The following is a 21,864-nucleotide window of genomic DNA, read 5'->3' on the forward strand; positions in this document are numbered from 1 at the left end:
CCTCGGCAAGCGCTCCAGCACGCCTGGGCTTACGCCCTCTGTCACGCCGCCTGATGGCCAAAGTCGAGCTAAGATCCCGGCCAGAAAGGTCTCAACAGAGCATCCCAGGCTTTAAATAGATAAGTTCATTCAGCGGAATGTCTGCAATCGCAGGACATCATAAGGATCGTGTGTTACCGGCGCTACTCTCGGGCAATTCCGAGATCTTGAAGCACTTGGCGGTTGCTTTTGCTTTCCGACATGAAGCGTTCCTGGAACTCCGCGCCATCGGTAAAGCTCGGGACAGAGTTCAGCCGAGCTGCGGCCGTGCGGAAGCTCTCGCTGCCGACTGCTGTCTTACATGCGCGTTGGATCGCGGCTGCGACATTATCCGCCAATCCCGCGGGTGCAACGAGGCCGCCGGCTGAGCTACCGATGATGGGATAGCCGGCCTCGGTCACTGTGGGTACGTCCAGCAGGGCCGCGATGCGCTCGGCGCTGAAGACGCCGGCCACGGGAAGGCCAGTGGAGACGGGGATGGAGGGACTTTCCACAAAGGCCATGATCTGACCCGACAAGGCCGCTTGCGCCATTGGGCCGGCGCCGGTGAACGGAACATGCAGGCCCTCGACACCGGCGTGGCGCAGCAGGCGGGCGATCAGGATGTGCTGCGTGCTGCCTTGGCCCGGTGAGCCATAAACCAAAGCCTCAGGCTGACGGCGGCCGAAGGCGATCATGCCTGCTATGTCGCGGAATGGCGCTTCACGGCCAAGCACAAGAACCTGAGGATTATCATAAACAAGACAGAGAAAACGGAAGCTGTCGAGACTGTAGCTGACGGGAACCAGATGGGTCTGCGTCGTCAGGGGCGCATTGGGGGAGAGGCCGATCGTATAGCCGTCTGGCCGTGCACGAGCCACCTCCGCATCGCCGATCGTGCCCGATGCACCGCCACGATTGACGATCACCACGCTCTGACCCAGGGCCTCCGTGAGGGCCGGTTGTAGCGCGCGGGCCATCAGGTCCGTGTTGCCGCCTGGTGGGTAAGGTACAATCATCTGCACGGCGCGGGCCGGAAAGCGCTCCTGCGCGCGGACCATGCCAGAACTCGCAACAAGAGCAGGCGTCAGCAGGCCAGCCGCGCCGCGCAGCAGGGATTTGCGCGTGATTCGAATCATGATGTTCCTCCAGTTATTACTTGGACCTCAGGTAAGGCAGGACCGGCCCTGCTGAAATCCGGTTGGTGCGCCGGCCTGCCGGTCGCGAGGCCGCAACGCACGGCATCAAGACCTTGGGGGCCCGTGGGGCAGGCCGGCGATCTGGAGCAGCACTGCACCCGGTACTGGTGGAACGCCGAGGGCAATAAACCTAGTGTTTGAAGCCCGCACAGGTCGCGCCGCCTTCATCGGCTTCGCCTTGAGCACCCGGAGTATATTGGCTGATGTGCGGCCGGTTTCATCAATCTCGGCATCACGCTGGCCTCCTCCTGGGAGGCAGACGTGCGCGTCGGCCCATCAGCGCTTGATGGGGGCAAATGGCACCGGAAGCATCAGCTTGTTTTCCTGTCGGATCAGGTACCCCGCGGCAGCACTCTTCTCGAGATAGGCAGACCACGCAGGATCCGCCTGCAAGGCAGCACGCTTTTGGGCGCGGTCAGCGGCACTCTCATAGGCCCAAATGTGGACATAGCTGTTCACATCGCCAGTCTCCGTCAGGAGATAGGCAAGTGGTTCACCAAGATGGCGCTTCTGAACTTCGAATCCATGCTCGGCATAAAGTGCCATGTGCTTCTTCAGCGTTCCTGGCTTCACCGTGTAGGTGCGATGGTCAATAAGCAAGGCTGAGACTCCCATTTCAGGTTGACGGGCGCCCATGCGCGGTTCGCCAGAGCTTGCGGACCGCCATGGAGCAGCCCTCACCCGGCACAGACGGTACAAAATGCCAAGTTGTAGGGCAACTGGGCAACTGGGCCCAAATCGACAGGTCGAAGTTGAGCTGCTAAGGGGATGGCTCAGTGAAGGCGCGGCCTTCCTTCCAAGGGCTCGGGGCCGGGGCCGCTAAATCCTCCTGTTTGCTCGGGAGTGAAGGTTTCAAATGTACTTGCCGATCGAGCGGCCTCTCAGGTTGCCGGCCACCATCGCTCAAGCACTGGCGAGCGATATTCAGGATGGGCGCCTCAAAGTGGGCGACAAGCTGCCGGGAGAGCAGAAGCTGGCGGCCGCTTTCGGAGTCAGCCGGAACGTAGTGCGGGAGGCGATCTCACAGCTTAGGTATGACGGTCTGGTGGAGGCGCGCCAGGGAGCAGGTGCCTTCGTGACTTCGCCGGAACAGCGCTCCGCGTTCCGGATCTCGCCTGAATGCTTCGAGAAGCGACGCGAACTCCGGCAGATTCTGGATCTGCTGGCCGGGGTCCATGCGACCGCCGCTTCGCTCGCTGCGCTGAAGCGGAGTACGGCCGACTTGGCTCGCATCCGCAAGTGTTTGGCGCAGATGCGGAAGCCGATGGCTGAAGACCCGGATGCGTTGGCTCGCCGGCTTGATGCAGAGATCAACTTCTATAATGCGATCGCCGCCGCCTCGGGGAACTCCTACGTAATTGATTTCATCCTGTTCCTGAATCGCCGCGTAACGGAGCGGTTGGGCAGCGTGTTTCAGAAGAATGCAAGGGCCACGGAGATCAGCTCCGTCGTTCTCGAGGAACATGAGGCTGTATTCAGCGCCATAGTGTCACAAAGCAAGAACGATGCGCGAGAAGCGGCGCGACTTCATTTCGAGGCCGCGTCGCGGCGCCTGGCACGGCGGGGCGACCGAGCGGAGTGATGTTTTGACAAATGGGTGCCACGGCCGCGCCGGCCAGCGCGTGGTCAGCGCGTGGTCAGCGGCACATCCATGTCATTCGCTGCAGCCTGCGCCGCGTGACGCTCCCACCGGGTTTGGTCCGCGCAAAACCCTCCGCAACTGCCGGAGCTCCTGGGGGCCGCCGAGGAGACGCTCGTCGCAGCTCCTTGTTTCTGGCTCCGCTGACCGGATCTTGTGCTACTGCATCGGAGTTCCGATCAGCGGCAGCTTCGCCAGTGTGTCCCGAAGGGCTATCGCATCCCAGGGCATGTGCTCCGTGATCCCCAGTCCGACCACGTCTGCCTCCTGCGCCACATCCGACAACAGCCGGACGACTTGCGCCATCGTCATCCTCCCGGCTGGGACATCGTTTACTCCCGGCGCAGAGGCGCCCGGTTTCGCAAATGTCAGCGACCGGAACACAGCCGGATCAAGAACGTCAAGGTCGAAGTGGATGGCGATGTGCTTCGCGCGGGTTGCGCGAAGCCACGTGAGTACGGGCTCGCTGCTCGTCGCCAGGTCGTCGGGGCCGACGCTGTGCAGATGGCGACGCTCGGCCACCGCCTTCTCGACTGCCCGAAGGGCCGGCAGCGCTGCCGGAATGTCCCGCTTGCCCGCGATCATCGCGTTGCCGGGTTTGATCGGCCGCTTCACCGCTGCGAGGAAATCCGCGTCGCCTTCTCCCAGCAGGGTGCCCAGCACATGGGCGTGGGCGTCGGGATGGACGTCCTTGGTATACACGTCGCTATGGGCATCGATCCACAGGACCGCCAACTCTCCCCCGTACCGCTCATTCAGATAGGCGAAAGGGGCGAGTTCGACGCCGCAATCGCCGCCAAGAACAACGATCCGGTCCGGCCGATGCCGGTCGATCCGGGCACGGGCGTCCTGGATCTGTGCCATCAAGGCCCGACGCGCGGGAATACCGTTCTCTAGTCGCAGGGGTTGGCCGTCCGGCTTCGCGACGTCAACCTCTTCCACGGGTCCTGCCGCGTCAGGCGCCAGCCAGTTCAGCAGTCTGGCGCCGAACATGTAGGATGGATTACCACCGCCCTGCCATTGAGGAAAGAGCAAGCGGAGCGTCTTGTCATGTCCGGTCATTCGGATCTCCTCAGGAGTGATCAGCATACCTCCCGATATGGGATCTTAAGGGTCCCGAACCATGTCCCATTGTCGCATAGCAGGATACACTGCCGCGATCCTTCCTCGCTTCAGCCCGGAGTTGCGATGCTTTCTGCGAACCTGAACGACATCGCCGTCTTCATGGCCGTGGTGGAAGCAGGAAGCTTCGCGGCCGGCGGCAAAGCAACAGGCCTTACCCGCTCCGCGGCCGGAAAGGCCGTGTCCCGGCTCGAGGACAGGCTGGGAGTGCGGCTGCTGAACCGTACAACCCGGGCCCTGAGTCTGACCGATGAGGGGCGCTCTTTCCAGGAGCATGGCCTCGGCATCCTTGCCGCAGTGGAGGCGGCTGAGGCGAGCGTCGCCAGCCCGGCAGGAACCCCGCGCGGCGTCCTGCGCCTCACCGCGCCGCAAGCCTATGGTCGGCGCGTGATCCTGCCCCTCATGGAGCGGTACCTCACGCAATGGCCCCACACCCAGATCGAGGCGAGCTTTACGGACCGCCCGATCGACATCGTTGAGGAAGGTTTCGATCTCGCCATCCGGTTCGGCGGCACTGCTGCCGGCGCCCGGCTGGTGTCTCGGGTCGTAGCCCGGGCCCGCTATTCCGTCGTGGCATCGCCTGCCTATATCAGCCGGCATGGCAGGCCGGGCAGCCTCGCTGACCTGTCCGGGCATCAGGGCCTCGCCTTCAGCAGCCGCGGGAACAGGCAATCCTGGCGCTACCGAGAGGCGAAGGGGACCTGGATGACAGCATCGTTCCGCAGCCGCCTGCGATTGGACAGCGGTGAAGCCTTGCGCGACGCCGCCGTCAGGGGCCTCGGTATTGGCTTGCTTCCGGACTTCCTGGTCGCCGATGATATCCGGTCAGGCGACCTGCTGCGGCTCCTGCCGGATTGCGAAACCGAGGTCGCTGAGATCGTCGTGCTCTATCCGACCCGACGCCTTGTAGAGCCCCGGGTTCGGCAATTCATTGACCTCCTGGTGTCGGCTCTCAAACATTGAGGGAGGGCTTTTGAAGAGATCCGAACTGGGTTGATGCGGTGTAAAGCAGGGCAGAAACCTTACGGGCTCTTAAGCCGAAAGCATGTTGTCACCGGGCCTCCAAATGCTGGCCGGAGACGACGTTCTTTATGGCCCGATGGTACCGCTTGTGGCGTTTCGGCCGGGAGGAGCCTGCCTGTTCTGGATGAGCCCATCCGAAAAGCTGACCTGAGGTGAATGAGCCTCGGTGGTCAGAGGAGGGCAGTTGCTTCCCGAGGCCTAAAGTCAGACATGGCAATGCCGCGGCACTTCTTCGGCGAAGAAGCGGCCGGCCACTCTCGGTGCGGGCCAATGGAATTTTGCCCGAAGCCAAAGGCTACGCCCGGCGACCTTGCCCGGCCTCAGCGAACCATGATAATGCGAAGCATTCTTAACAAATAGATGTCTTACATCATGAGTGGGGCTGCTGCGATGCATCGAACTAACCACCGGACCAGGGCATGGCCGGTTGTCCATGATGGCAGCCCCATCAGCGGTCCGGGAGGAACGTCGCGCGAGCCCAGTCCCGAAGTGCTGGCCAGGCACGCGGCCGGAGCCGCCTTGCTCCTCAGCCTTTCGCTTGCGCCCGCCGTTCATGCGCAGCAAGCGGCAGGTCCTGGTGCGGCACCGCCGGCGACGGCCACCAGCGCCACACAGAGCGTGGTCATATTGCCCACTGTGGATGTCACCGCTGACGGCGGACCTGCGGCATTGCCATCGCCCTACGCCGGCGGTCAGGTGGCACAGGGTGGATCCCTGGGCTTGCTGGGCACCAGAAGCGTGATGGATTCACCCTTCAGCACCACCAGCTACACTTCTGAATTGATCGAAGATCAGCAGGGGCGTACCGCCGCCGACACGCTGATCAATGACTCCTCCGTCCGCCTCACGACCGGCAGCAACGGCTTCGACGACACGTTTCAGATCCGTGGCTTTGATGTTTCTTCTGCCGATGTTGGCCTGAACGGGTTGTACGGACTAATCTCCTCCAACCGGGCCCAGGCGCAGTACATCGAGCGGATCGATCTGCTGCGGGGACCGGGCGCGTTCATCAACGGCATCGCCCCCAGCGGCAGCATCGGTGGCGCCATCAACATCGTCACCAAGCGTGCCGGCGATCTGCCCCTGAATCGCCTGACGCCGATGTTCATGAGCGACGGCAATCTCGGCATCCACGCCGATGTGGCGCGCCGCTACGGCGCGAACAACGAGTGGGGCGTGCGCTTCAACGGTCTGTACCGCGACGGCGAGGCCTCGGTCGAGGACAGCAATTTGCGCAGCGGCCTCGCCGCGCTGAGGCTGGACTACCGCGGCGAGCGGCTGCGCTGGTCCGTGGACGGCATCTTTCAGCGCGACGACACCAAGAACTTCCGTCCGCAGATGACGCTGTCGGACGCCATCCCCTTCATTCCGTCGCCGCCGGATTCGCGCAGTAACTGGTATCCGGGCACTAGGCTGCGGCAGCAGGACAGCACCCTCGCCACGCGGGTCGAGTATGACCTAGCGGATTGGGTGACCGCATACGCCGCCTTCGGCTACCGTGACGGCTGGAACGAGCAGACCTTTCCCGATTCCCGGATCGGCGGGGACGGTGCGGACCAGTTCGGTAATTTCCGGGTTACCAACGCCTATTATGATTCCTACAGCGAGACCTTCACCGGCACAGTCGGCACGAATTTCCGCTTCAACACCCTGGGCGTCGGCCACACGCTGAACGTCGGTTATTCTGGCCTGCGGCAGGAGGCAGGCAACGCCTACGTCGCCTCGACCACCGGCTTTGCCTCCAGCATCTACGACCCGTCGCCGCTGCCGGCCATCACCGCGCCACGCACCGATCCGCGCCGCGCCTCGCTGACGGAGTTCTCGAGCTTCGCGGTGGCCGACACGCTGTCCTTCCTTGGCGACCGGGTGCTGCTGACCGGCGGTGTGCGGTTCCAGAACGTGGCCGTCAACAGCTACAACACCGCGACCGGCGCGCGTACCAGCCGCTACGACGCCGATGCGACGACGCCCCTGTTCGGGCTGGTGGTGAAGCCCTGGCAGAACGTCTCCCTCTACGCGAATTACGCCGAAGGGCTGACCCGTGGCCAGATCGTTCCCAATGGCTACAGGAACACCGGCGGCGTCCTGGCTCCTTACAAATCCGAGCAGTACGAGGCCGGGGTGCGGGTGGATTGGGGCCGGGTCACCACCACCGCCTCGGTGTTCCAGATTGCCCGGCCGAATGCCGTCCGCACCGCGGATGACGAACTCGCCTATGACGGCGAGCAGCGGAACCGGGGATTGGAGCTCTCCGCCTTTGGAGAGGTGCTGCCAGGGCTGCGCGCCCTCGCCAGTGCGACCTTTCTGAAGCCTGAATTGACCAACCCGGCCAACGCGGCCGAGCGCGGCAACGATGCCCAGGGTGTGCCAGACAGGACCTTCTCGGGCGCTCTCGATTGGGACGTGCCGGGGGTACCAGGCTTCGCGGTCAACAGCCGCTTGATCTATACGTCGGGAGCCTATCTGACCACCGCCAACACGCTGCGGTTCGATGGCTGGACGCGCTTGGACTTCGGCGCCCGGTACAGGACGGAGCTCGGCAACAAGCCTGTTACGCTGCGCGCCAACCTGGAGAATGCCTTCGGGGAGGATTACTGGCTCACTACCGGCAATTTCGTCACAGTAGGATCGCCGCGCACCATCCTTGTTTCCGCGTCCTTTGATTTCTAGGTTTGCAAATGAGACTGCCCAGGACAGCAGAGCCAAGCGTCCTGGGCCGACTGCCCCAGCGTTCCTGAAGCTCCGCCACGGCAAGGAAGACGTCGAACCGCTATCGATACGGCCGGAACACCATGCGGCTCGACAAGATAGGTCAAGTGCAACCAGGGTCTGCGGCCAGGCTCGTTAAGGAGAACGGCGGGCCCGGGACCCGGCGAGAACAGATGCGGCGATGAGCACTGAATGGATGGCGGAATGCCTGCCCCGAACTGTGCAAGAGCCGTCATGTCGGCAGTGGCTGCTAAATGACAGGCTGCGTGGCGGGAAGATCAACCCAGGCTTCTAATCCGCCGGACTGGCGGTTGCTGAGCCGGATGTCGCCGCCATGTGCCCGGATGATGCTCCGCGCCGCCGTGAGGCCGAGCCCGACGCCTCCGCTGGTCTGGTTACGGGAGGTTTCGAGCCGATGGTATGGGGCAAAGGCCTGCTCCAGAGCCTCTTCAGGCAATCCGGGTCCCTCGTCACAGACGAGAATCTCTGCATGTCCGTTCGTCAGGCGGAGATGAACCGCAGGCGGCGTCGCGTACTTCACAGCATTCTCGACCAGATTGACGAAGGCGCGCCTCAGCGCATGGGGGCGGCCGTGATGCGTACCATGGTCCGGGCCAGCATAGGTCAGCGTGATCCCTTGATCGCCATAATCGTCGATGATGGATTTGAGTAGTTCCGGCAGGTCGAAGCGGGTGAAGGGTTCCTGGCTGGCGTCGTCGCGGAAGAAGGTCAGCGCGGAATCGACCATCTCCTGCATCTCGTCGACGTAGCGGAAGAGCTTTCCTTGCTGAGGCTCGCCAATGAACTCGGCGATCAGGCGCATCCGGGTCAATGGCGTGCGCAGGTCATGCGAGATGGCAGCCAGCATCACCGTGCGGTCCTGCACGAAGCGGCCGATCCTGGCCTGCATCGCGTTGAACGCCTGAATGGTGTCACGCAGTTCCGCCGGGCCGTCAGGAGGGATCGGCGGCGCCTCCGGATCGGTGCCGAAACGCCGTACCGCCGCGGCAAGCTGTTCGATCGGGAGAGCCAGGCTGCGCGCCGTGATCATGGCGAGGAGCAGGACGGATGCGAGAGCGAAGAAGAGTTTGATCGTCGTGCGCACACCGGGTGAGAGGCCCCAGCGCCATTCTGGAACGATGAAGATAACCCAGGATCGGTCCAGCAGTTGGATTCCCATGAAATAGGTTTCAGCGTTCACCGCAGGATCGAAGCCGAAGCGTGCCTCATCCATCTCGGGACTATCAGATGCGAAGAAGATGATGGTGCGGTCAGCACCGCCAAGCGACGCCCGGAGGGAAGGCAGTGCCTGATCGAAGGTGCTGTGCAGCCGCTCCGTGACCCTGAGCGGGGTGTCGCCGGGATACCAGGTCAGCCGGTAATCCGCCGTGCCCGCCGCCACCGCGATCGCTGGCCGGGCTTCCGGCGGCTGGGCCTCGATGATCCGGACCGCCATGGCCGCGCCGTCCAGCACGCCCGTCTCCATCAGGGATGGCCGTCCCCACACCCCGGCAAAGCTCACGAAGAGCAGGTTCATCAACAAGGTCGCGCCGAAGGCCAGCAGAATGGTCAGCACGAAGCGCCTGGCGATGGTGTCGTCCAGCCAGCGTCGCAGGCTCATCGCCGCAGAACCGGGGCGGTGAGGATGTAGCCGCCATTGCGGACGGTTCGGATCAGGTCGGGATTCTTCGGATCGGCTTCCAGTTTGCGCCGCAGGCGGCTGATCTGCACGTCGATGCTGCGGTCAAAGGCCGCATAGGCCTCGCCGCGGGTCAGGTCCAGTAGAAGATCGCGCGTCAGCACGCGCTGCGGGTGCTCGGCGAAGGCCAGCAGCAGGTCGAACTCCCCGGCCGACAGGAACACCAGCGTGTTGTCGTCGGACCGGAGTTCCCGCCGCGCGATGTCCAGCCGCCAACGACCGAAGCTCAGCACCGGGCGCGGATCCTGAGAGGGGAAGGGTGCCTCAGTCCGACGCAGCACGGCCTTGATCCGGGCGAGAAGCTCACGGGCGTTGAAGGGCTTGGTGAGGTAATCATCGGCGCCGATCTCAAGGCCCACGATCCGGTCGGTATGCTCGCGCACCGCCGTCAGCATGATCACCGGGATTGAGGATCTCGCACGAAGGCGCCGGCACAGGTCGAAGCCATTCTCGCCCTGCAACATCACGTCGAGGATCACGACGCTCACAGCTTGGGTTTCGAGAAGCGGGAACATCTCCTCGCCTCGCCGGGCCACCGCAACCGTGCAGGAATGGTTCTGCAGAAACTGCGTCAGCAGCGACAGGATGTCCTCGTCGTCATCCACGATCAACACATGCGGCATTGGCGTCATGCCTGTCCTTTTACAGCCTGGACCATGAACCCGTATGACCGGCGTTTCGCAACTTTGTATCATGCCTGACACAAAGTGACGCTCCTGACGCAACAGCCACATCATCCGGAAAAAGGTGCCGCCTAGGGTCGCTTCCGATGAACAGGAGCATACCTCGCCGTGTTGAATAATCGTGCTGCTCGCCTGACATGGCCGCTTTTCGCCACGTCGTTGCTGGCTGCGGCTCCCGCCCTGGCGCAGCAAAGGGCCGACTCCGATCCGGTCACCGGCTGGTCCGGCTTCCTGGGGATCGGCCCGGCTCTCGTGCCGGAATATTCCGGCGCGGAGACCAGCACCCTGGCTCCCTTTCTGCTGGGCGATCTGGAACTTGGGCCCTACTTCCTGCAGCTGCGCGGCTTGACCCTCCGGGCCAACGTGGTGCCATCCCGCCGCATTGTCGCGGGGCCGCTGATCCGCCTTGGTTCCGGCCGCGACGATGACGTGGAGAGCGACCGCGTTGCGCGGCTGAACGAGATCGACGCCGTTGTCGAGGCGGGTGGCTTCCTCGGCATCCGCTTCGGCGGCAACGCCCTTGGTCAGGGCGAGGTGGAACTCTCCCTCGCGGCGACGGGATCGGAGAACGGCTTTCTCGGCACGGCGGGGATCTCCTATGCCGCGCTGCGCGAAGGCAGCCTCTTCATCAACGTCGATGCGGAGGTGAACTACGCCAATGGGGAGTACACCCGCACTTATTTCGGCGTGACGGAGCCGGAGGCCCTGCGATCGGGCCTGCCGGGCTACCGGCCGGGGGGTGGGCTGCGCGACGTGGGGCTCGGCCTGACTGCGGGCTACCAGTTCAACGATCGCTGGGGCCTGACGGGGCGCCTGGGTTACAGCTACCTCCTAGGCGACGCTGCCGACAGCCCGATCGTGGATCTGGAAGGCTCCAGGAGCCAGTTGGTCAGCGGCATCGCTCTGTCCTACCGATTCTGAAGAGGGCCGGCGCCATGGAACGCACCGTGCCCGCCGCCTGCGCGGCCCTGCGCCGCCGGTACCTCACGGATTATGGCTGCTGGGTTCTGCTGATGCTGATCGCCACAATGCTCGGCTTGGCTTCCTTGTCATACGGAGTCTCGAGCCGCTTTTTCGGGACACAGCTGGTGGATCAGGCTTCCTGGCGCCTGCTGTTGACGATTGGGGAGGCCGGCAGCGCATCGGCATTGATGATCGGGCCATGGCTGTTCGTGCCCGGAATACGTTGGCGCTGGCCGCAGGTGCACAACTGGCTTGGACGACTATATGCCATATCTGTTCTGGCGGCGGCCCTGGTGACGGTTCTCCTGGCCTGGGAGATCGAGGCGACCCCTGTCGTAAGGCTGGGGCTGCTGGCTCTCGGAGCCGCTTGGCTGGCCACGACCGGGCTGGGCCTGGCGCAGGCCTGGCGCGGTGACATCAGCTCGCATCGACGCTGGATGATGCGGAGCTTCGCATTGACGGCGGCAACGGAATGCCTTCGGCTTGGCTTCGTGCTCTGCCTGTTATTCGTGGCCGTCCACCCGGCAATCGCCTGCCTCGGATGGATCCCTGTGCTTTTGTACATGGAAATCTGGCTGCGCGAGGCCGACGAGACAATCGCTTGCGCCCAGCGCGACAGACGCGTCCCGTCCGCGTCACGCGCCTTGAATCTTGGTGTCGAGATCGCTGTCGAGATGCCGGACCCTGTGCAGGCCACTGCTGTTCGCATCCCATGGAAACATCTCGGCGGGCTTCCAGGAACGGCGTGCAGCGATATCTGTGACGAAACAAGCGCTGCTGGTGCGCCGCATCTACGATTGTGAGAATGATAGGCTGATCGGCGTCTCTATGTGCACCAGATGCAGGATGGCAGCGCGCGAAGACCATATTCCACCGCTCCGCTCTTCGACCGGCAGGTCTCCTGGGGTAATGGGCGTCCCGACTAGGAGGGGGCTTTCGGAAGCGCCCTTCCGGCACAGCTGTGGAAATCAGCCGCGCGACGGGGTCAGAGGACGATGTCCAGCGCGGCGATCCTCGGGATTGTTGCCGGCCTATCGCCGATGGATCCCGGTTTTTCCGTCCGAGGCGAAGAGCCGGCCGCTGGCCCGCCGGCCGATGCCATGGCATTCGCAGTTGGCATTCGCCAAGCCAAGTCGATCCGCAATGGTGACCTTACCGCGCTCGTAACGGATCAATGCGCCTTCTGCAGTGATCCCGCTGCCACCGTGACACCAGCCCGTCGCACGCCCAACATCATGGACAGGAATTCATGGGTCATGGGAAAGATGTCTCCCTCAGCGCGGTCATGCGCCATCAGCATTCAGCGGGCGAGGCGCTATTCGGTCTGGTGGCGCCCGTTGCAGGCAGCTGTCCGTGCTGCCTCGCCATGATGCAGCAGGGCATAGCGCAGCATCAGGTGCCGCAGGGCCGGATCATCCTCCATGGCCGCACGGAATGCGTCCGAGCTCAAGCTGAGGGCCGTGCCCTGGCATTACGTCATCGCCTCCATATCATCAGCCGGCTCACTGAGCAGAACAGGCAAGTCGACCACGCCTTCCCGCCCCACGAGGCCCACCTCGGTGGCGTCGCCACTGTCCATCTAGGCCAGCATGGACGTTCAGCCGGTTTCCAGGAAGTACACCGTCGCGATGGGAGCCTCAGGCTCATGCAAATTCTGGTGGAGTGAATGCTGCACCAGCGTCATTTGTGGCCGAAGGCGATCCAGGTTGTTGTGAGGCAGGGCTTGCAGCAGGCGGTCGCAGGGCGAGTAGTCCGAAGGCAGCATAACAGGCTCTTGCGAAGGGTTTCGGCAAGAGCGCACATATCTCCTAGGCACTCGCGCCGGAGGGTTCAGCGAGCGTTCACTCAAGGATGCGGTGGAAGGATAGCTGCCTTGCCGATAGCGTACAGTCGGCCAAAATTATCTCAGCGACGCCTCAACTGTCCTGCCGGCTTTCCCATTCCTGACACAGCGCTTCCACGGTGTAGATCAGCTTCTGCATGTTATAGGGTTTGTGGAGAACCGGCACGGTCGGGTGCCGCCCGGTGTTGCAACCTTCCACGTAGCCGGTCGAGAAAACAAAGGGGATGCCGCGGCGTGCCAGTGCGTCGGCCACCGGCAGGGACGAACAGCCGCGGAGGTTCAGGTCCAGCAGCACGGCATTGATGCGCCCTCTCGCGGCGGCGTGGTCGATGATGCGCAAGGCATCGCCGACCGAGGTGGCACAGCCCACGATCTCCGCGCCAACATCCGTCAGCTCGTCTTCCAGGCACATGGCGAAGAGGATGTCATCCTCGACAACCAGCACGCGCCTGTCCTTGAGCAAGGCGCAGCTCTGTTCAGGCGTCAGGCTGTTCATGAAGCCTAAGTGCCAATAGTCGACGCTCTACGTCTGTCCCGTATCGTACTACGAGCAAGTCTTAAACAGAGTTTTAGATTAGGAGGTGAGGCTCAACTCAAGATAAGCTCAAGCCAAGCATTCAGGCAGATCCTGCCTTGGGATCTCAGATACGCAAGAAGTGAGGCGGACCTGCTCTGATGACGAGATATGCCTCGAATTCAGCTTCCTGGCGGAGCCGCGGCATTGCCATGGCTTCCTGCTAATCACCAAAGCGTACATGTCTCGCGCATCTAACTCATCGCGAGAACGTTGCGGTCAGGTTGCAACATGGTCCAAGGGCACTTCCCTGGCTCACACAATCTTTCCGGTCCTGATGTCCCTTGCCAAAAAGGCAACGATCCTTGATCGATGAACCAGCAGGCGATGGTTTTCGCGACATCGCGACGGGCCTGCCGCAACTCGTCTTTGGCTGCCGAGCCAGCGGAGAACGCACCTGGCCCAGCCCTCAATGGGTGGTCTTCACCGGACTGCACGAGACGGAGAGTCTCGGGCTCGGCTGGCTCACGGCCATCCATCCAGACGACCGCCCCGCCACCATGGAGGCGTGGACCCGCGCCTCGGCGATGGGCGATTACCTCGTGGAGCACCGCATCCGGCGCGTCGCCGATGGCAGCTACCGCTGGCACCAGACCCGCGCCGCGCCCTTGCCCGGAGCTCCGGTGATGCTTCCAAACGGTGTGGTGGACTGGGTCGGCAGCTCGGCGGACGTGGATGACCTGTACCGCCTCAGGCAGCGAACGGCGGAGGCCGAGCAGCATCTGCGCACGTTGATGGAAGGAGTGCCGCAGCTCATCTGGCGCTCGCGTGACATGGGCCACTGGAAGTGGGCCAGCCCACAGTGGCTGGACTTCACCGGCCAGACCCGGGATGAAGCCTGCGGGCTTGGCTGGCTCGATGCTGTTCATCCCGGAGACCGGGAAGCGGCCATGACGGCCTGGGATTCCGCGCGGCCGCGGGACCTCCTCGATGTTGAATTCCGCGTACGCCGGGCCGCGGACGGCCGTTACCTCTGGCATCGCACTCGCTCGAGGCCGGTGCGCAACGGGCAAGGCGGCATCGTCGAGTGGCTTGGTACCACCACCGATGTCCAGGACCTCAAGGAATCCCACCGACGGCAGGAGGTGCTGCTCACTCAATTGCAGGACCAGGCGCGCGTACTGGAAGGCGAGATCCGGGAGCGTGCGCGGATCGAGGCGAGACTGCTCCACGCGGCCTTGCACGATGACCTCACCGGACTGCGAAATCGCACCTTCTTCATGGATCGCCTCAGGCTGGCGCTGGGCCAGCAGCAGGATAAAGCAAGGCCCTGTTGTGCCGTGCTGTTCCTGGACCTGGACCGTTTCAAGCTGGTCAATGACAGCCTTGGCCACGAAGCGGGAGACCGGCTGCTGACGGAGGTGGGCCGGCGCCTGAGTGCCTGCGTGAGTTCACGGAACACGCTGGCGCGTTTCGGCGGTGACGAATTCGCTCTGCTGGTCGAGGACCCCGACGAACTCGGCGGCGCGGCCGCCCTGGCTGAACGGATCATCCGTGCCATGCAGCAGCCTGTCTGGCTCGAACAACAGGAAGTCTTCGCCTCGTTCAGCATCGGTGTTGTGCAGACCACCACGACGGCGTCTACCGCCGAAGCCGTGATGCGCGACGCGGACATCGCCATGTACCACGCCAAACGCCAGGGCAGCGGCGGCTATGCGGTGTTCTCGGACACCATGCGCGAGAGCGCCGTCGAGGCGCTGGAACTCCGGACTGATCTGCGCAACGCCATCCCCCGCGATGAATTCCGGCTGCATTATCAACCGATCTACGACACGGCCGCCGGTCTCATCGTCGGGGTCGAGGCGCTGGTCCGGTGGCAGCATCCCCGCCGGGGCCTGATGTCTCCTGCGGCCTTCATCGCGATCGCCGAAGACAGCGGGCTGATCCGGGAGATCGGCCGACATGTGTTGCGAAAGGCCAGCGATCAGCTGCGCGAATGGACTGACAACTTCCCGAGCCTGAACCTGTATCTGAACGTGAACACTTCGGGCGCGGAACTGAGCGACCCGGCCTATGTAACCAACCTGCAGGAAACGCTGTCCGCTGCTCGCCTGGACTTCCGAAGGCTGCAGCTCGAAGTCACGGAAAGCATCTTTCTGCACCGGCCTGCTGTTGTGGGCGAGGTGTTGGCGAGCATTCGGGCGCTCGGAATCCGCGTGGCATTGGACGATTTCGGCACGGGATATTCATCGTTAGGTTACCTGGATCGCTATCAGATCGACACTGTCAAGATCGATCGCTCCTTCGTGGCGGGGCTGCCATCGCGCCCCCACGCCGCTGCCATCGTAAAGGCCATCGTCGAGTTGGGACGGACCATGGGGTTGGGCGTCGTGGCGGAAGGCGTGGAGGATCACCTTCAACTGAGAGCCTTGCAGGATGTGGGCTGCGGCTTGGTGCAGGGGTATCTCCTGGGGCGGCCCGCACCAGCGGACGACATCACCGTCTTGCTGGCCCGCAACGAGGCCAGAATCAGGCTGACAACCTGAGCCAGTGTCACGCTGCTCGCGTGACGATGTTGAGGTACTTTCTCCAGGATCCGGAACTGGCCAGCTTCCCGGCCAGTCCAGGGAGGCCGGACGTGTAGCATCGGACTAGGTCAGCAGGTCCAGGTTCAGAGCATCCTGATCCGGCAGAGGATCATGGCGGCGCCGCAGATGGCCGACAAAGGTGCGAGTGCAGCGATCCTGGATCACGGATACGACGTGCCTTCTTGAGGCGGCCGAACGCGTTTTCAATGCAATGCCGTGGGCGGTACAGCGGCTAATCGTGTGTCACAGCACCATCAGACGCAAGGCTCCCGCCTCTACCGGTCGGCCACCATCCGGGTGCGCTGCGATCACATCCCGGATGGCCGCTTCAGGACGCTGCTCAGTGTGTCTCGAACCCGGTGCCCTGGGTCGCAGCGCCGAGGCTCAGCCGATACCCGCCGGTGACGGACAGCAGCAGGCGGGGCTGGGAGGGGTCGGCCTCGATCTTCTGCCGTAGGCGGTAGATGTGGGTTTCCAGAGTATGGGTGCTGACGGCGCTGCTATAGCCCCAGACCTCATGCAGCAACTGCGTGCGAGGGGCGGGCTGCCCATCAAGCCGGTGCAGGAACTTCAGGATCATGCATTCCTTGCTGGTCAGCCGGATTCTGTGCTTCCCGCCCGGACCTTCCAACAGCTTGGCGCTGGGGCGGAACTTGAAGGAACCGAGCTTAAGGACCGCGTGCTCCGAATTGTCGAAGCTGCGAAGCTGCGCACGAACACGGGCCAGCACCTCGTTAACCCGGAATGGCTTGGCGATGTAGTCGTTGGCCCCAGCCTCGAGACCCCGCACCACATCGGCTTCGCCATCCGCGCCGGTCAGCATGATCACGGGCATACGCTGGCCGTTGCGCCGAAGCTTGGCGCAAAAGTCGCGTCCGTCCGCGTCAGGCAGGCCGACATCGAGCAGGATCGCATCGTAATGCGCGCCGGCGCGGGTCAAAATCTCCTCGGCCGCAGTCGCGCTGCCGACCTCGACGGCGCTGAACTCGCCCTCCTGGCCGATCAGTTCGGCCAGGGTGGCGCGCAGGGCATCGTCATCTTCAACGATCAGAATGGGGCGGGGAGCAGACATGGAACCCTCCGAGAACATCGCGGGTTATCACGGCCCCGCATCACCAAAAGGTTGATACAAAACCTTAGTCGTAGCGTCAATAAATAAAAACCTCTCGAGAAAGAGACGGTTTAGACAGCGCAGTGCTCCTCTGTGGCCCGGCCTGTCCAGAACTCGTTAAGTCGGATCAATGTGACAACACCGCGGAAGTCGAGCCGGACCCGAAATGGTCAACGTTTCTCGTCACTCGAGGCTGCCGCTGGGAGTACGGTGATGGGTGTAAACCTGACCCAATCCACCCGCATCACCGCGGCACCGTCGGTCGAAGGGCCGCCCCATTCCGGGTTATCGGTCGGCCACACGTTGAACACCAGATGCGCAGGAGTGGAGGGAACAACACCGCGATGATGAGCAACAGGCAGGTCGTTGACGAAGAACTCGACACCTGTTGGACGCCATTCATACCTGAGTCTGGTCCAGGTGCCGGGGAATGCGGCCGCGTGGATGTGCAGGCTGTGTTCCTTCGTGTCAGAAGACGTCCAGGTCACCGTATGCAGGGCGGCTGCATCGCGCCCCTCAAACTCGAAGTCTATTTCCGTTCGTGAATTATCCACATAGGACATCATCGCGCTGATCACACCGTTCAACGCGGGCACCATCACTGCGGCTTCATAGGTCCCGAACCCGAAGCTCTGGCAGGTATGGACCTCCGCCGCAGCCACCTGGCGGTTACCCACCTCGGTTCTCAGCACGAGAGATCCACCTTCGACTGAAACCGCCATCGGGTTCCAGCGGCCATCTAGCCCGTCCGTGGCCCAGAACGGTGCGTAGGAATCGCCGCTGATGCACCACCGCTCCTTGTCGAGGCGGTCGAACCGTTCGAGCCAGCCGGCAGAGCCAGAAAGCGCAGCCGGCGGTGCCGTCAGCCGAGGGGCGCCTAGAGGCTGCGGTGATTCTGTGCGGGCAGGAATAGCGCCACCCACAGCGGATATCAGAATCAGTACCGGCATGCAGCCCCTGGCAAGCTTGAAGATCATGTTCGCCTGCTGCTCAGGACCCGGTGCACCATTCCGCTCCTTCGTTTTGTTGATGCCATGTACCGCGAATCCGCGAGAACGGAGCACAGCGGTGTCGCCGCCCTATCTGAGTTGAAAATATCTTCGTCATGCAAACCAAACGAGACGTTTTCTCCTGACAAGAATATTTATATCGGTTTTGCAACGCATAATCACGCGCTCGTGATATTCGTTACTGGGAACCTTCTATAGGTATGGCCTTCGCAACGTTCTTTGTACATATCCTATGGAAAGTTCCAAAAAATGAGCGGTATCGAAGCAAGCGATGTGCTGCGCATCGCCGTGATCAGCGGCCTCATCGGCTTCGGTGTCTTTTGTGCCTCCTACAGCTTGGCCGTCTGGTTCAAGCGCAACCGGTCCAAGCCGAACAAGCTCACGCGGCTGAGCTTCTTTGCCCTGATCCTCGGGGTCTTCGGCGCTGCCGGCAACTGGGCCTACAACGAATTCAGTCAGCGCAGCGGCATCGTGGGCGGGCAGGACCTGTTTGTTGTCCACGCCAAGCGCAACGCGTCGGCCGACCGGCTGGTCTCGGAAGGGCATGTGGAAAAGGGCAGCACCATCGCCGCGTTCCTTCCGCCCTCGCTCGACGAGCAGCTCGCGGTGATCGACAGCCACATCAAGCAGGCCCTGGCCAAGATCGATTACTTCGCTCTCCGCGTGCTGCCTGTGGACACTCTGCTGCTGCAGAAGCAGGCGCAGCTCCGCCAGCAGACCGAGCAGGTGCAGGTGATGACGCTCGATCTCCAGAAATCGCGTCGCGAAACGGAGCGCGCGCACCTGGACGCCGCGACGCAGTACGCCGAGAAGCGAAGCCAGAACGACCTTCTGGTCGCCGTGGAGAAGGAGGCGCTGGCGGCGGCTGTTCAGCAGGCTGAGATCGCGCAATCCGCTATGAGGCGGGCGGTGGATCTCCGGAGCCGCGGCGGCATCGGCACCGTGGTCGCGGTGGAGGAGAAAACCAGCAACCACCTGCTCCACAGCTCCGCCGCCAGCCGGGCACAGGCCAACCTCCGGTCACTCGCGGATTACCGGCTGGCGCTGGATGAGAGCTACGGACGCGCCCTGGGTTCGCTGGCGAACCAGATCGAGAGGCTCGACGGTGACTTGGCTGCCAAGCGGCAGGCTGCGGCGGAGCTGACGCACCAGATGGCGGACAATGAGAAGGCCATCCTGAGGGACCGCCAGCGTGCCATGCGGGAAACCGCCCGCGAGCGGGAAGCCGCCGTGCACGAGTTGGGTGCCCTGCGGGCGGAACGCGCCGGCATGCTGGCCGTTACCCAGGTGAAGGCCCCCTTCGCGGGCGAGGTGGTCTACCGCCATCCGTCTCCCAACTTCGCGCCGGAGAATACGCCGATCCTCGCGCTCTCCGCGGGCAGCGGCTTTTCGGCACGGATCTGGGTACCGACGCAGGAGATCGCGGCGATCCAGGAGGCCGGGAAAGTCCAGTTCGCCCTTGAGCAACCGATTCTGAACAAGTTCTTCGAAGGTGAGTTCCGCGCCTACAAGGAAGCGCCCTACGAGAAGAACCGCGTCATCGCGGATTTCGATGTCAAGCTTCCGCTCGAGGCCATCACCCTCCTCGCCAGCGCGGGCAATCCCGTTCAGGCCAAGCTGCTATGGCGGCCTGACCTGATGGCCAGCTATCCCTTCCGGGGCAGCCTGATCCTGACGGCCGTCGGTTGCATCGGGATGTTCACCAGCGGCCTGCGCCGCAAGGCCAGCGAACTGCCGCCCCCGGTGCAGATCGAGGAGCAACTGCTCGGCAGGCGCCTGCACGAGACGGCCCGCCGTTTCCACGCGCTGCTTCGCCAGGGCACACCAGACGAGGACCCTGATTTCATCCGCACCGTGATCCACCTGGCGGACCGCATGGGCGAGCCGGCGCTCCGCGCCCTGCGGGAGGAGATCGTGTTCGATGAGGAGTTCGAGCGCGCACTCGGCATGTGGAGCCGCCGCAGCTACGACCCGGCGCTGATCGCCGTGCTCGACCAAGTCCGCAACACCCCCGCCCTCGCGGCCGCGGCCGCGGCGTAGCGGCCATGGCCGAGGCGACTGCCCCCGCCGGAGAGTTCCGGGCGAAGTCCCGGGCCTATCCCCGCTGGACCGTCAATTTCCTGGCGATCACCACCTTCCTCTACGGTCTTGTTCTCAGTTTCACGCTGCCCTGGACCATTCAGGAGGCCCTGTTCTCTCCGGAAACTGGACTCGCAGACCGGGGACCGCTGGCGATGGCCTGGGGCTGCGCTCTGATCGTCATCGGGGCGGTGGTCCTGCTTCGCTGGATTACCGTGCAAGCGCTGGCCTTCTACGAGCACGACCGGCTGCGCCGCAGCCCGCCCAGCAACCTCGCCGAGGCGCCCTTCGTGTCCATCCTCGTCCCAGCCTTCAACGAGGCGGAGACGGTGATCGGCGCGCTCACCTCGCTGATCGGTCTCGACTATCCGAGTTACGAGGTCATCTTCGTCGATGACGGCTCGACCGATGATACCTTCCTGAAGGCATTCCCGATGGCGGGGCAGTATGCCAACTGCACCCTCCGCGTCTACACGAAGCCCAATGGCGGCAAGTGGAGCAGCCTGAACTTCGCCTACCACAAGGCGAAAGGCGATCTCCTGCTCTGCGTGGATGCCGATTCCGGGCTTGCCAGGGACGCCCTTCGGATCATGGTGCCGAGAATCCTGGAACCGGGCGTGGCTGCCGTCTCCGGGCAGGTGACCATCCGGAACCGCCACAACTTCCTCACCCGCCTGCAGGCCGCAGAATATCTCCTCGGCAATGGCGGCATGCGCATGGCTCTGAGCGCATTGGGCGCCGTAACGGTTGTGCCTGGTCCCATCGGTCTCTACAGGCGCGAGATGATGGAGCGGATCGCCCGGATCCCAGGAACCGGGCCGACCGCGAAGGCTCACCAGGGCTCCGGCGCGGTCCCGGGCCCGCTCTCCGGGGAGACCTTTGCCGAGGATTTCCAGCTGTCGCTCTCGGCGCTCGCGCTCGGCGGACGCATCGTCTACGAGCCGCGCGCCTATGCCTACACGAAGTGCCCGGACGACGTGGCGTCGCTCATGAGCCAGCGTTACCGGTGGATGCGTGGGACCTGGCAGGTCTACGGGATCTATCTCCGGACATTGCGCAAGCTCATGAGGACGGAGAAGAAGGCGCTGCTGCTGCCCGTCGTGATGACCGTGCTCTACCCGTTGGACATCTACCTCATCCCGCTGCTGAACTTCTTTTTCTGGGGCGCCATCGGGGCCTCGCTCGTCCTGGGACAATCGATGGGCTTTGTGATCGGCTGGATCGGTTCGGTAGCGCTTCTGAACGTCATGACGGCAATGATCTATATCCTGGAGCAGGATGATGATTTGACCCTGGCGCCGCTGGTTCCACTTCTCGACCTGTACCAAAGCATCCTGGTGAACAGTGCCTGGGTGATCGCGGGAGTTGACGAGGCGCGCGGCACCGGAATGCGCTGGTCGTAGCGATTTATTCATACACGTTCACACGCCTCGATGACGTGCATGCGGCCGCGGCTGCCGGCCGCTTGCTTCAGCTCCAAGGCAAAAAAGTACTCGGCCCGATAGGTCCCGCTCGTGGACAAGCCGGATCACGGTTGCAGACCAAGGCAGACGAGAGAAGGAGAAGCCCATGGCCAGTGTGAAGACCGAGCGCCGGCTGTTTGGCACGGATGGGATCCGGGGTGTTGCCAATCGTGCGCCGATGGATGCGTCGACGGCGCTGCG

Annotated in this window: 18 protein-coding genes; 8 read left to right on the forward strand and 10 right to left on the reverse strand. The window is 63.4% G+C overall.

What is annotated here, in order from left to right:
- Positions 1 to 182: 182 nt before the first annotated feature.
- Together D2K64_RS20430 and D2K64_RS20435 are read right to left on the reverse strand one after the other, a co-directional pair.
- On the reverse strand, positions 183 to 1,157 hold the full coding sequence (locus tag D2K64_RS20430) for a Bug family tripartite tricarboxylate transporter substrate binding protein (protein ID WP_120010228.1): 975 nt from the start codon (positions 1,155 to 1,157) through the stop codon (positions 183 to 185).
- 336 nt (positions 1,158 to 1,493) lie between these two features.
- On the reverse strand, positions 1,494 to 1,853 hold the full coding sequence (locus tag D2K64_RS20435) for an NIPSNAP family protein (RefSeq protein WP_238384335.1): 360 nt from the start codon (positions 1,851 to 1,853) through the stop codon (positions 1,494 to 1,496).
- A gap of 220 nt (positions 1,854 to 2,073) precedes the next feature.
- Between D2K64_RS20435 and D2K64_RS20440 the strand changes: the two genes are divergently transcribed.
- Complete coding sequence (locus tag D2K64_RS20440) at positions 2,074 to 2,799, forward strand: FadR/GntR family transcriptional regulator (protein ID WP_120010230.1); 726 nt, start codon at positions 2,074 to 2,076, stop codon at positions 2,797 to 2,799.
- Between the two features lie 216 nt (positions 2,800 to 3,015).
- Here the strand turns inward: D2K64_RS20440 and D2K64_RS20445 are convergent, their stop codons facing one another.
- The gene (locus tag D2K64_RS20445; RefSeq protein WP_120010231.1) at positions 3,016 to 3,918 is read right to left on the reverse strand and encodes an arginase family protein; all 903 of its coding nucleotides are present in this window, start codon (positions 3,916 to 3,918) and stop codon (positions 3,016 to 3,018) included.
- Between the two features lie 126 nt (positions 3,919 to 4,044).
- Between D2K64_RS20445 and D2K64_RS20450 the strand changes: the two genes are divergently transcribed.
- Positions 4,045 to 4,941: a LysR family transcriptional regulator gene (locus D2K64_RS20450; protein ID WP_120010232.1), complete on the forward strand. Its 897-nt coding sequence runs from the start codon at positions 4,045 to 4,047 to the stop codon at positions 4,939 to 4,941.
- A gap of 780 nt (positions 4,942 to 5,721) precedes the next feature.
- Positions 5,722 to 7,671 carry a TonB-dependent receptor gene (locus D2K64_RS20455; protein WP_238384336.1) on the forward strand — a complete coding sequence of 650 codons (1,950 nt, stop codon included), beginning with the start codon at positions 5,722 to 5,724 and terminating at the stop codon, positions 7,669 to 7,671.
- A 289-nt stretch (positions 7,672 to 7,960) separates the two neighbouring features.
- On the opposite strand, the gene D2K64_RS20460 is transcribed toward D2K64_RS20455, so the two are convergent.
- Together D2K64_RS20460 and D2K64_RS20465 are read right to left on the reverse strand one after the other, a co-directional pair.
- Entirely contained in the window at positions 7,961 to 9,331 is a 1,371-nt protein-coding gene (locus tag D2K64_RS20460; RefSeq protein WP_120010233.1) for a sensor histidine kinase, read from the reverse strand.
- Positions 9,328 to 10,041: a response regulator gene (locus D2K64_RS20465; protein ID WP_120010234.1), complete on the reverse strand. Its 714-nt coding sequence runs from the start codon at positions 10,039 to 10,041 to the stop codon at positions 9,328 to 9,330. Before D2K64_RS20465 ends, D2K64_RS20460 begins: the two co-directional genes overlap by 4 nt.
- 159 nt (positions 10,042 to 10,200) lie before the next feature.
- Between D2K64_RS20465 and D2K64_RS20470 the strand changes: the two genes are divergently transcribed.
- On the forward strand, positions 10,201 to 11,013 hold the full coding sequence (locus D2K64_RS20470) for a MipA/OmpV family protein (protein ID WP_120010235.1): 813 nt from the start codon (positions 10,201 to 10,203) through the stop codon (positions 11,011 to 11,013).
- 14 nt (positions 11,014 to 11,027) lie between these two features.
- Positions 11,028 to 11,858: a DUF2306 domain-containing protein gene (locus D2K64_RS20475; protein ID WP_120010236.1), complete on the forward strand. Its 831-nt coding sequence runs from the start codon at positions 11,028 to 11,030 to the stop codon at positions 11,856 to 11,858.
- A gap of 512 nt (positions 11,859 to 12,370) precedes the next feature.
- Here D2K64_RS20475 and D2K64_RS25995 read toward each other — a convergent pair.
- The 3 genes from D2K64_RS25995 to D2K64_RS20485 form a co-directional block, all read right to left on the reverse strand.
- Complete coding sequence (locus tag D2K64_RS25995) at positions 12,371 to 12,505, reverse strand: hypothetical protein (RefSeq protein ID WP_274379317.1); 135 nt, start codon at positions 12,503 to 12,505, stop codon at positions 12,371 to 12,373.
- 147 nt (positions 12,506 to 12,652) lie between these two features.
- Positions 12,653 to 12,820, reverse strand: a complete 168-nt coding sequence (locus tag D2K64_RS25670; protein WP_238384337.1) for a hypothetical protein — start codon at positions 12,818 to 12,820, stop codon at positions 12,653 to 12,655.
- A gap of 151 nt (positions 12,821 to 12,971) precedes the next feature.
- Positions 12,972 to 13,343, reverse strand: a complete 372-nt coding sequence (locus D2K64_RS20485; RefSeq protein ID WP_162306224.1) for a response regulator — start codon at positions 13,341 to 13,343, stop codon at positions 12,972 to 12,974.
- Positions 13,344 to 13,777: 434 nt separating this feature from the next.
- On the opposite strand from D2K64_RS20485, the gene D2K64_RS20490 reads away from it, so the two are divergent.
- A complete protein-coding gene (locus tag D2K64_RS20490; RefSeq protein ID WP_162306225.1) occupies positions 13,778 to 15,958 on the forward strand; it encodes a putative bifunctional diguanylate cyclase/phosphodiesterase in 2,181 nt (726 codons plus the stop codon).
- Between the two features lie 382 nt (positions 15,959 to 16,340).
- Here D2K64_RS20490 and D2K64_RS20495 read toward each other — a convergent pair whose 3' ends face one another.
- Together D2K64_RS20495 and D2K64_RS20500 are read right to left on the reverse strand one after the other, a co-directional pair.
- A complete protein-coding gene (locus D2K64_RS20495) occupies positions 16,341 to 17,072 on the reverse strand; it encodes a response regulator transcription factor (RefSeq protein WP_120010243.1) in 732 nt (243 codons plus the stop codon).
- A 209-nt stretch (positions 17,073 to 17,281) separates the two neighbouring features.
- On the reverse strand, positions 17,282 to 18,088 hold the full coding sequence (locus tag D2K64_RS20500; RefSeq protein WP_120010239.1) for a glycoside hydrolase family 16 protein: 807 nt from the start codon (positions 18,086 to 18,088) through the stop codon (positions 17,282 to 17,284).
- Positions 18,089 to 18,370: 282 nt separating this feature from the next.
- On the opposite strand from D2K64_RS20500, the gene D2K64_RS20505 reads away from it, so the two are divergent.
- Positions 18,371 to 20,161, forward strand: a complete 1,791-nt coding sequence (locus D2K64_RS20505) for an HlyD family secretion protein (RefSeq protein WP_120010240.1) — start codon at positions 18,371 to 18,373, stop codon at positions 20,159 to 20,161.
- Between the two features lie 5 nt (positions 20,162 to 20,166).
- Positions 20,167 to 21,603, forward strand: a complete 1,437-nt coding sequence (locus D2K64_RS20510) for a glycosyltransferase family 2 protein (RefSeq protein WP_120010241.1) — start codon at positions 20,167 to 20,169, stop codon at positions 21,601 to 21,603.
- Positions 21,604 to 21,864: the final 261 nt, after the last annotated feature.

Source organism: Teichococcus vastitatis, assembly GCF_003604215.1.
GTDB lineage: Bacteria > Pseudomonadota > Alphaproteobacteria > Acetobacterales > Acetobacteraceae > Pseudoroseomonas > Pseudoroseomonas vastitatis.

Bases quoted from the DNA above. Each gene is read 5' to 3' on its own strand.
- D2K64_RS20430 (WP_120010228.1), bottom strand. From the start codon at position 1,157: ATGATTCGAATCACGCGCAAATCCCTGCTGCGCGGCGCGGCTGGCCTG.
- D2K64_RS20435 (WP_238384335.1), bottom strand. From the start codon at position 1,853: ATGGGCGCCCGTCAACCTGAAATGGGAGTCTCAGCCTTGCTTATTGAC.
- D2K64_RS20440 (WP_120010230.1), top strand. From the start codon at position 2,074: ATGTACTTGCCGATCGAGCGGCCTCTCAGGTTGCCGGCCACCATCGCT.
- D2K64_RS20445 (WP_120010231.1), bottom strand. From the start codon at position 3,918: ATGACCGGACATGACAAGACGCTCCGCTTGCTCTTTCCTCAATGGCAG.
- D2K64_RS20450 (WP_120010232.1), top strand. From the start codon at position 4,045: ATGCTTTCTGCGAACCTGAACGACATCGCCGTCTTCATGGCCGTGGTG.
- D2K64_RS20460 (WP_120010233.1), bottom strand. From the start codon at position 9,331: ATGAGCCTGCGACGCTGGCTGGACGACACCATCGCCAGGCGCTTCGTG.
- D2K64_RS20465 (WP_120010234.1), bottom strand. From the start codon at position 10,041: ATGACGCCAATGCCGCATGTGTTGATCGTGGATGACGACGAGGACATC.
- D2K64_RS20475 (WP_120010236.1), top strand. From the start codon at position 11,028: ATGGAACGCACCGTGCCCGCCGCCTGCGCGGCCCTGCGCCGCCGGTAC.
- D2K64_RS25670 (WP_238384337.1), bottom strand. From the start codon at position 12,820: ATGCTGCCTTCGGACTACTCGCCCTGCGACCGCCTGCTGCAAGCCCTG.
- D2K64_RS20495 (WP_120010243.1), bottom strand. From the start codon at position 17,072: ATGTCTGCTCCCCGCCCCATTCTGATCGTTGAAGATGACGATGCCCTG.
- D2K64_RS20500 (WP_120010239.1), bottom strand. From the start codon at position 18,088: ATGATCTTCAAGCTTGCCAGGGGCTGCATGCCGGTACTGATTCTGATA.
- D2K64_RS20505 (WP_120010240.1), top strand. From the start codon at position 18,371: ATGAGCGGTATCGAAGCAAGCGATGTGCTGCGCATCGCCGTGATCAGC.
- D2K64_RS20510 (WP_120010241.1), top strand. From the start codon at position 20,167: ATGGCCGAGGCGACTGCCCCCGCCGGAGAGTTCCGGGCGAAGTCCCGG.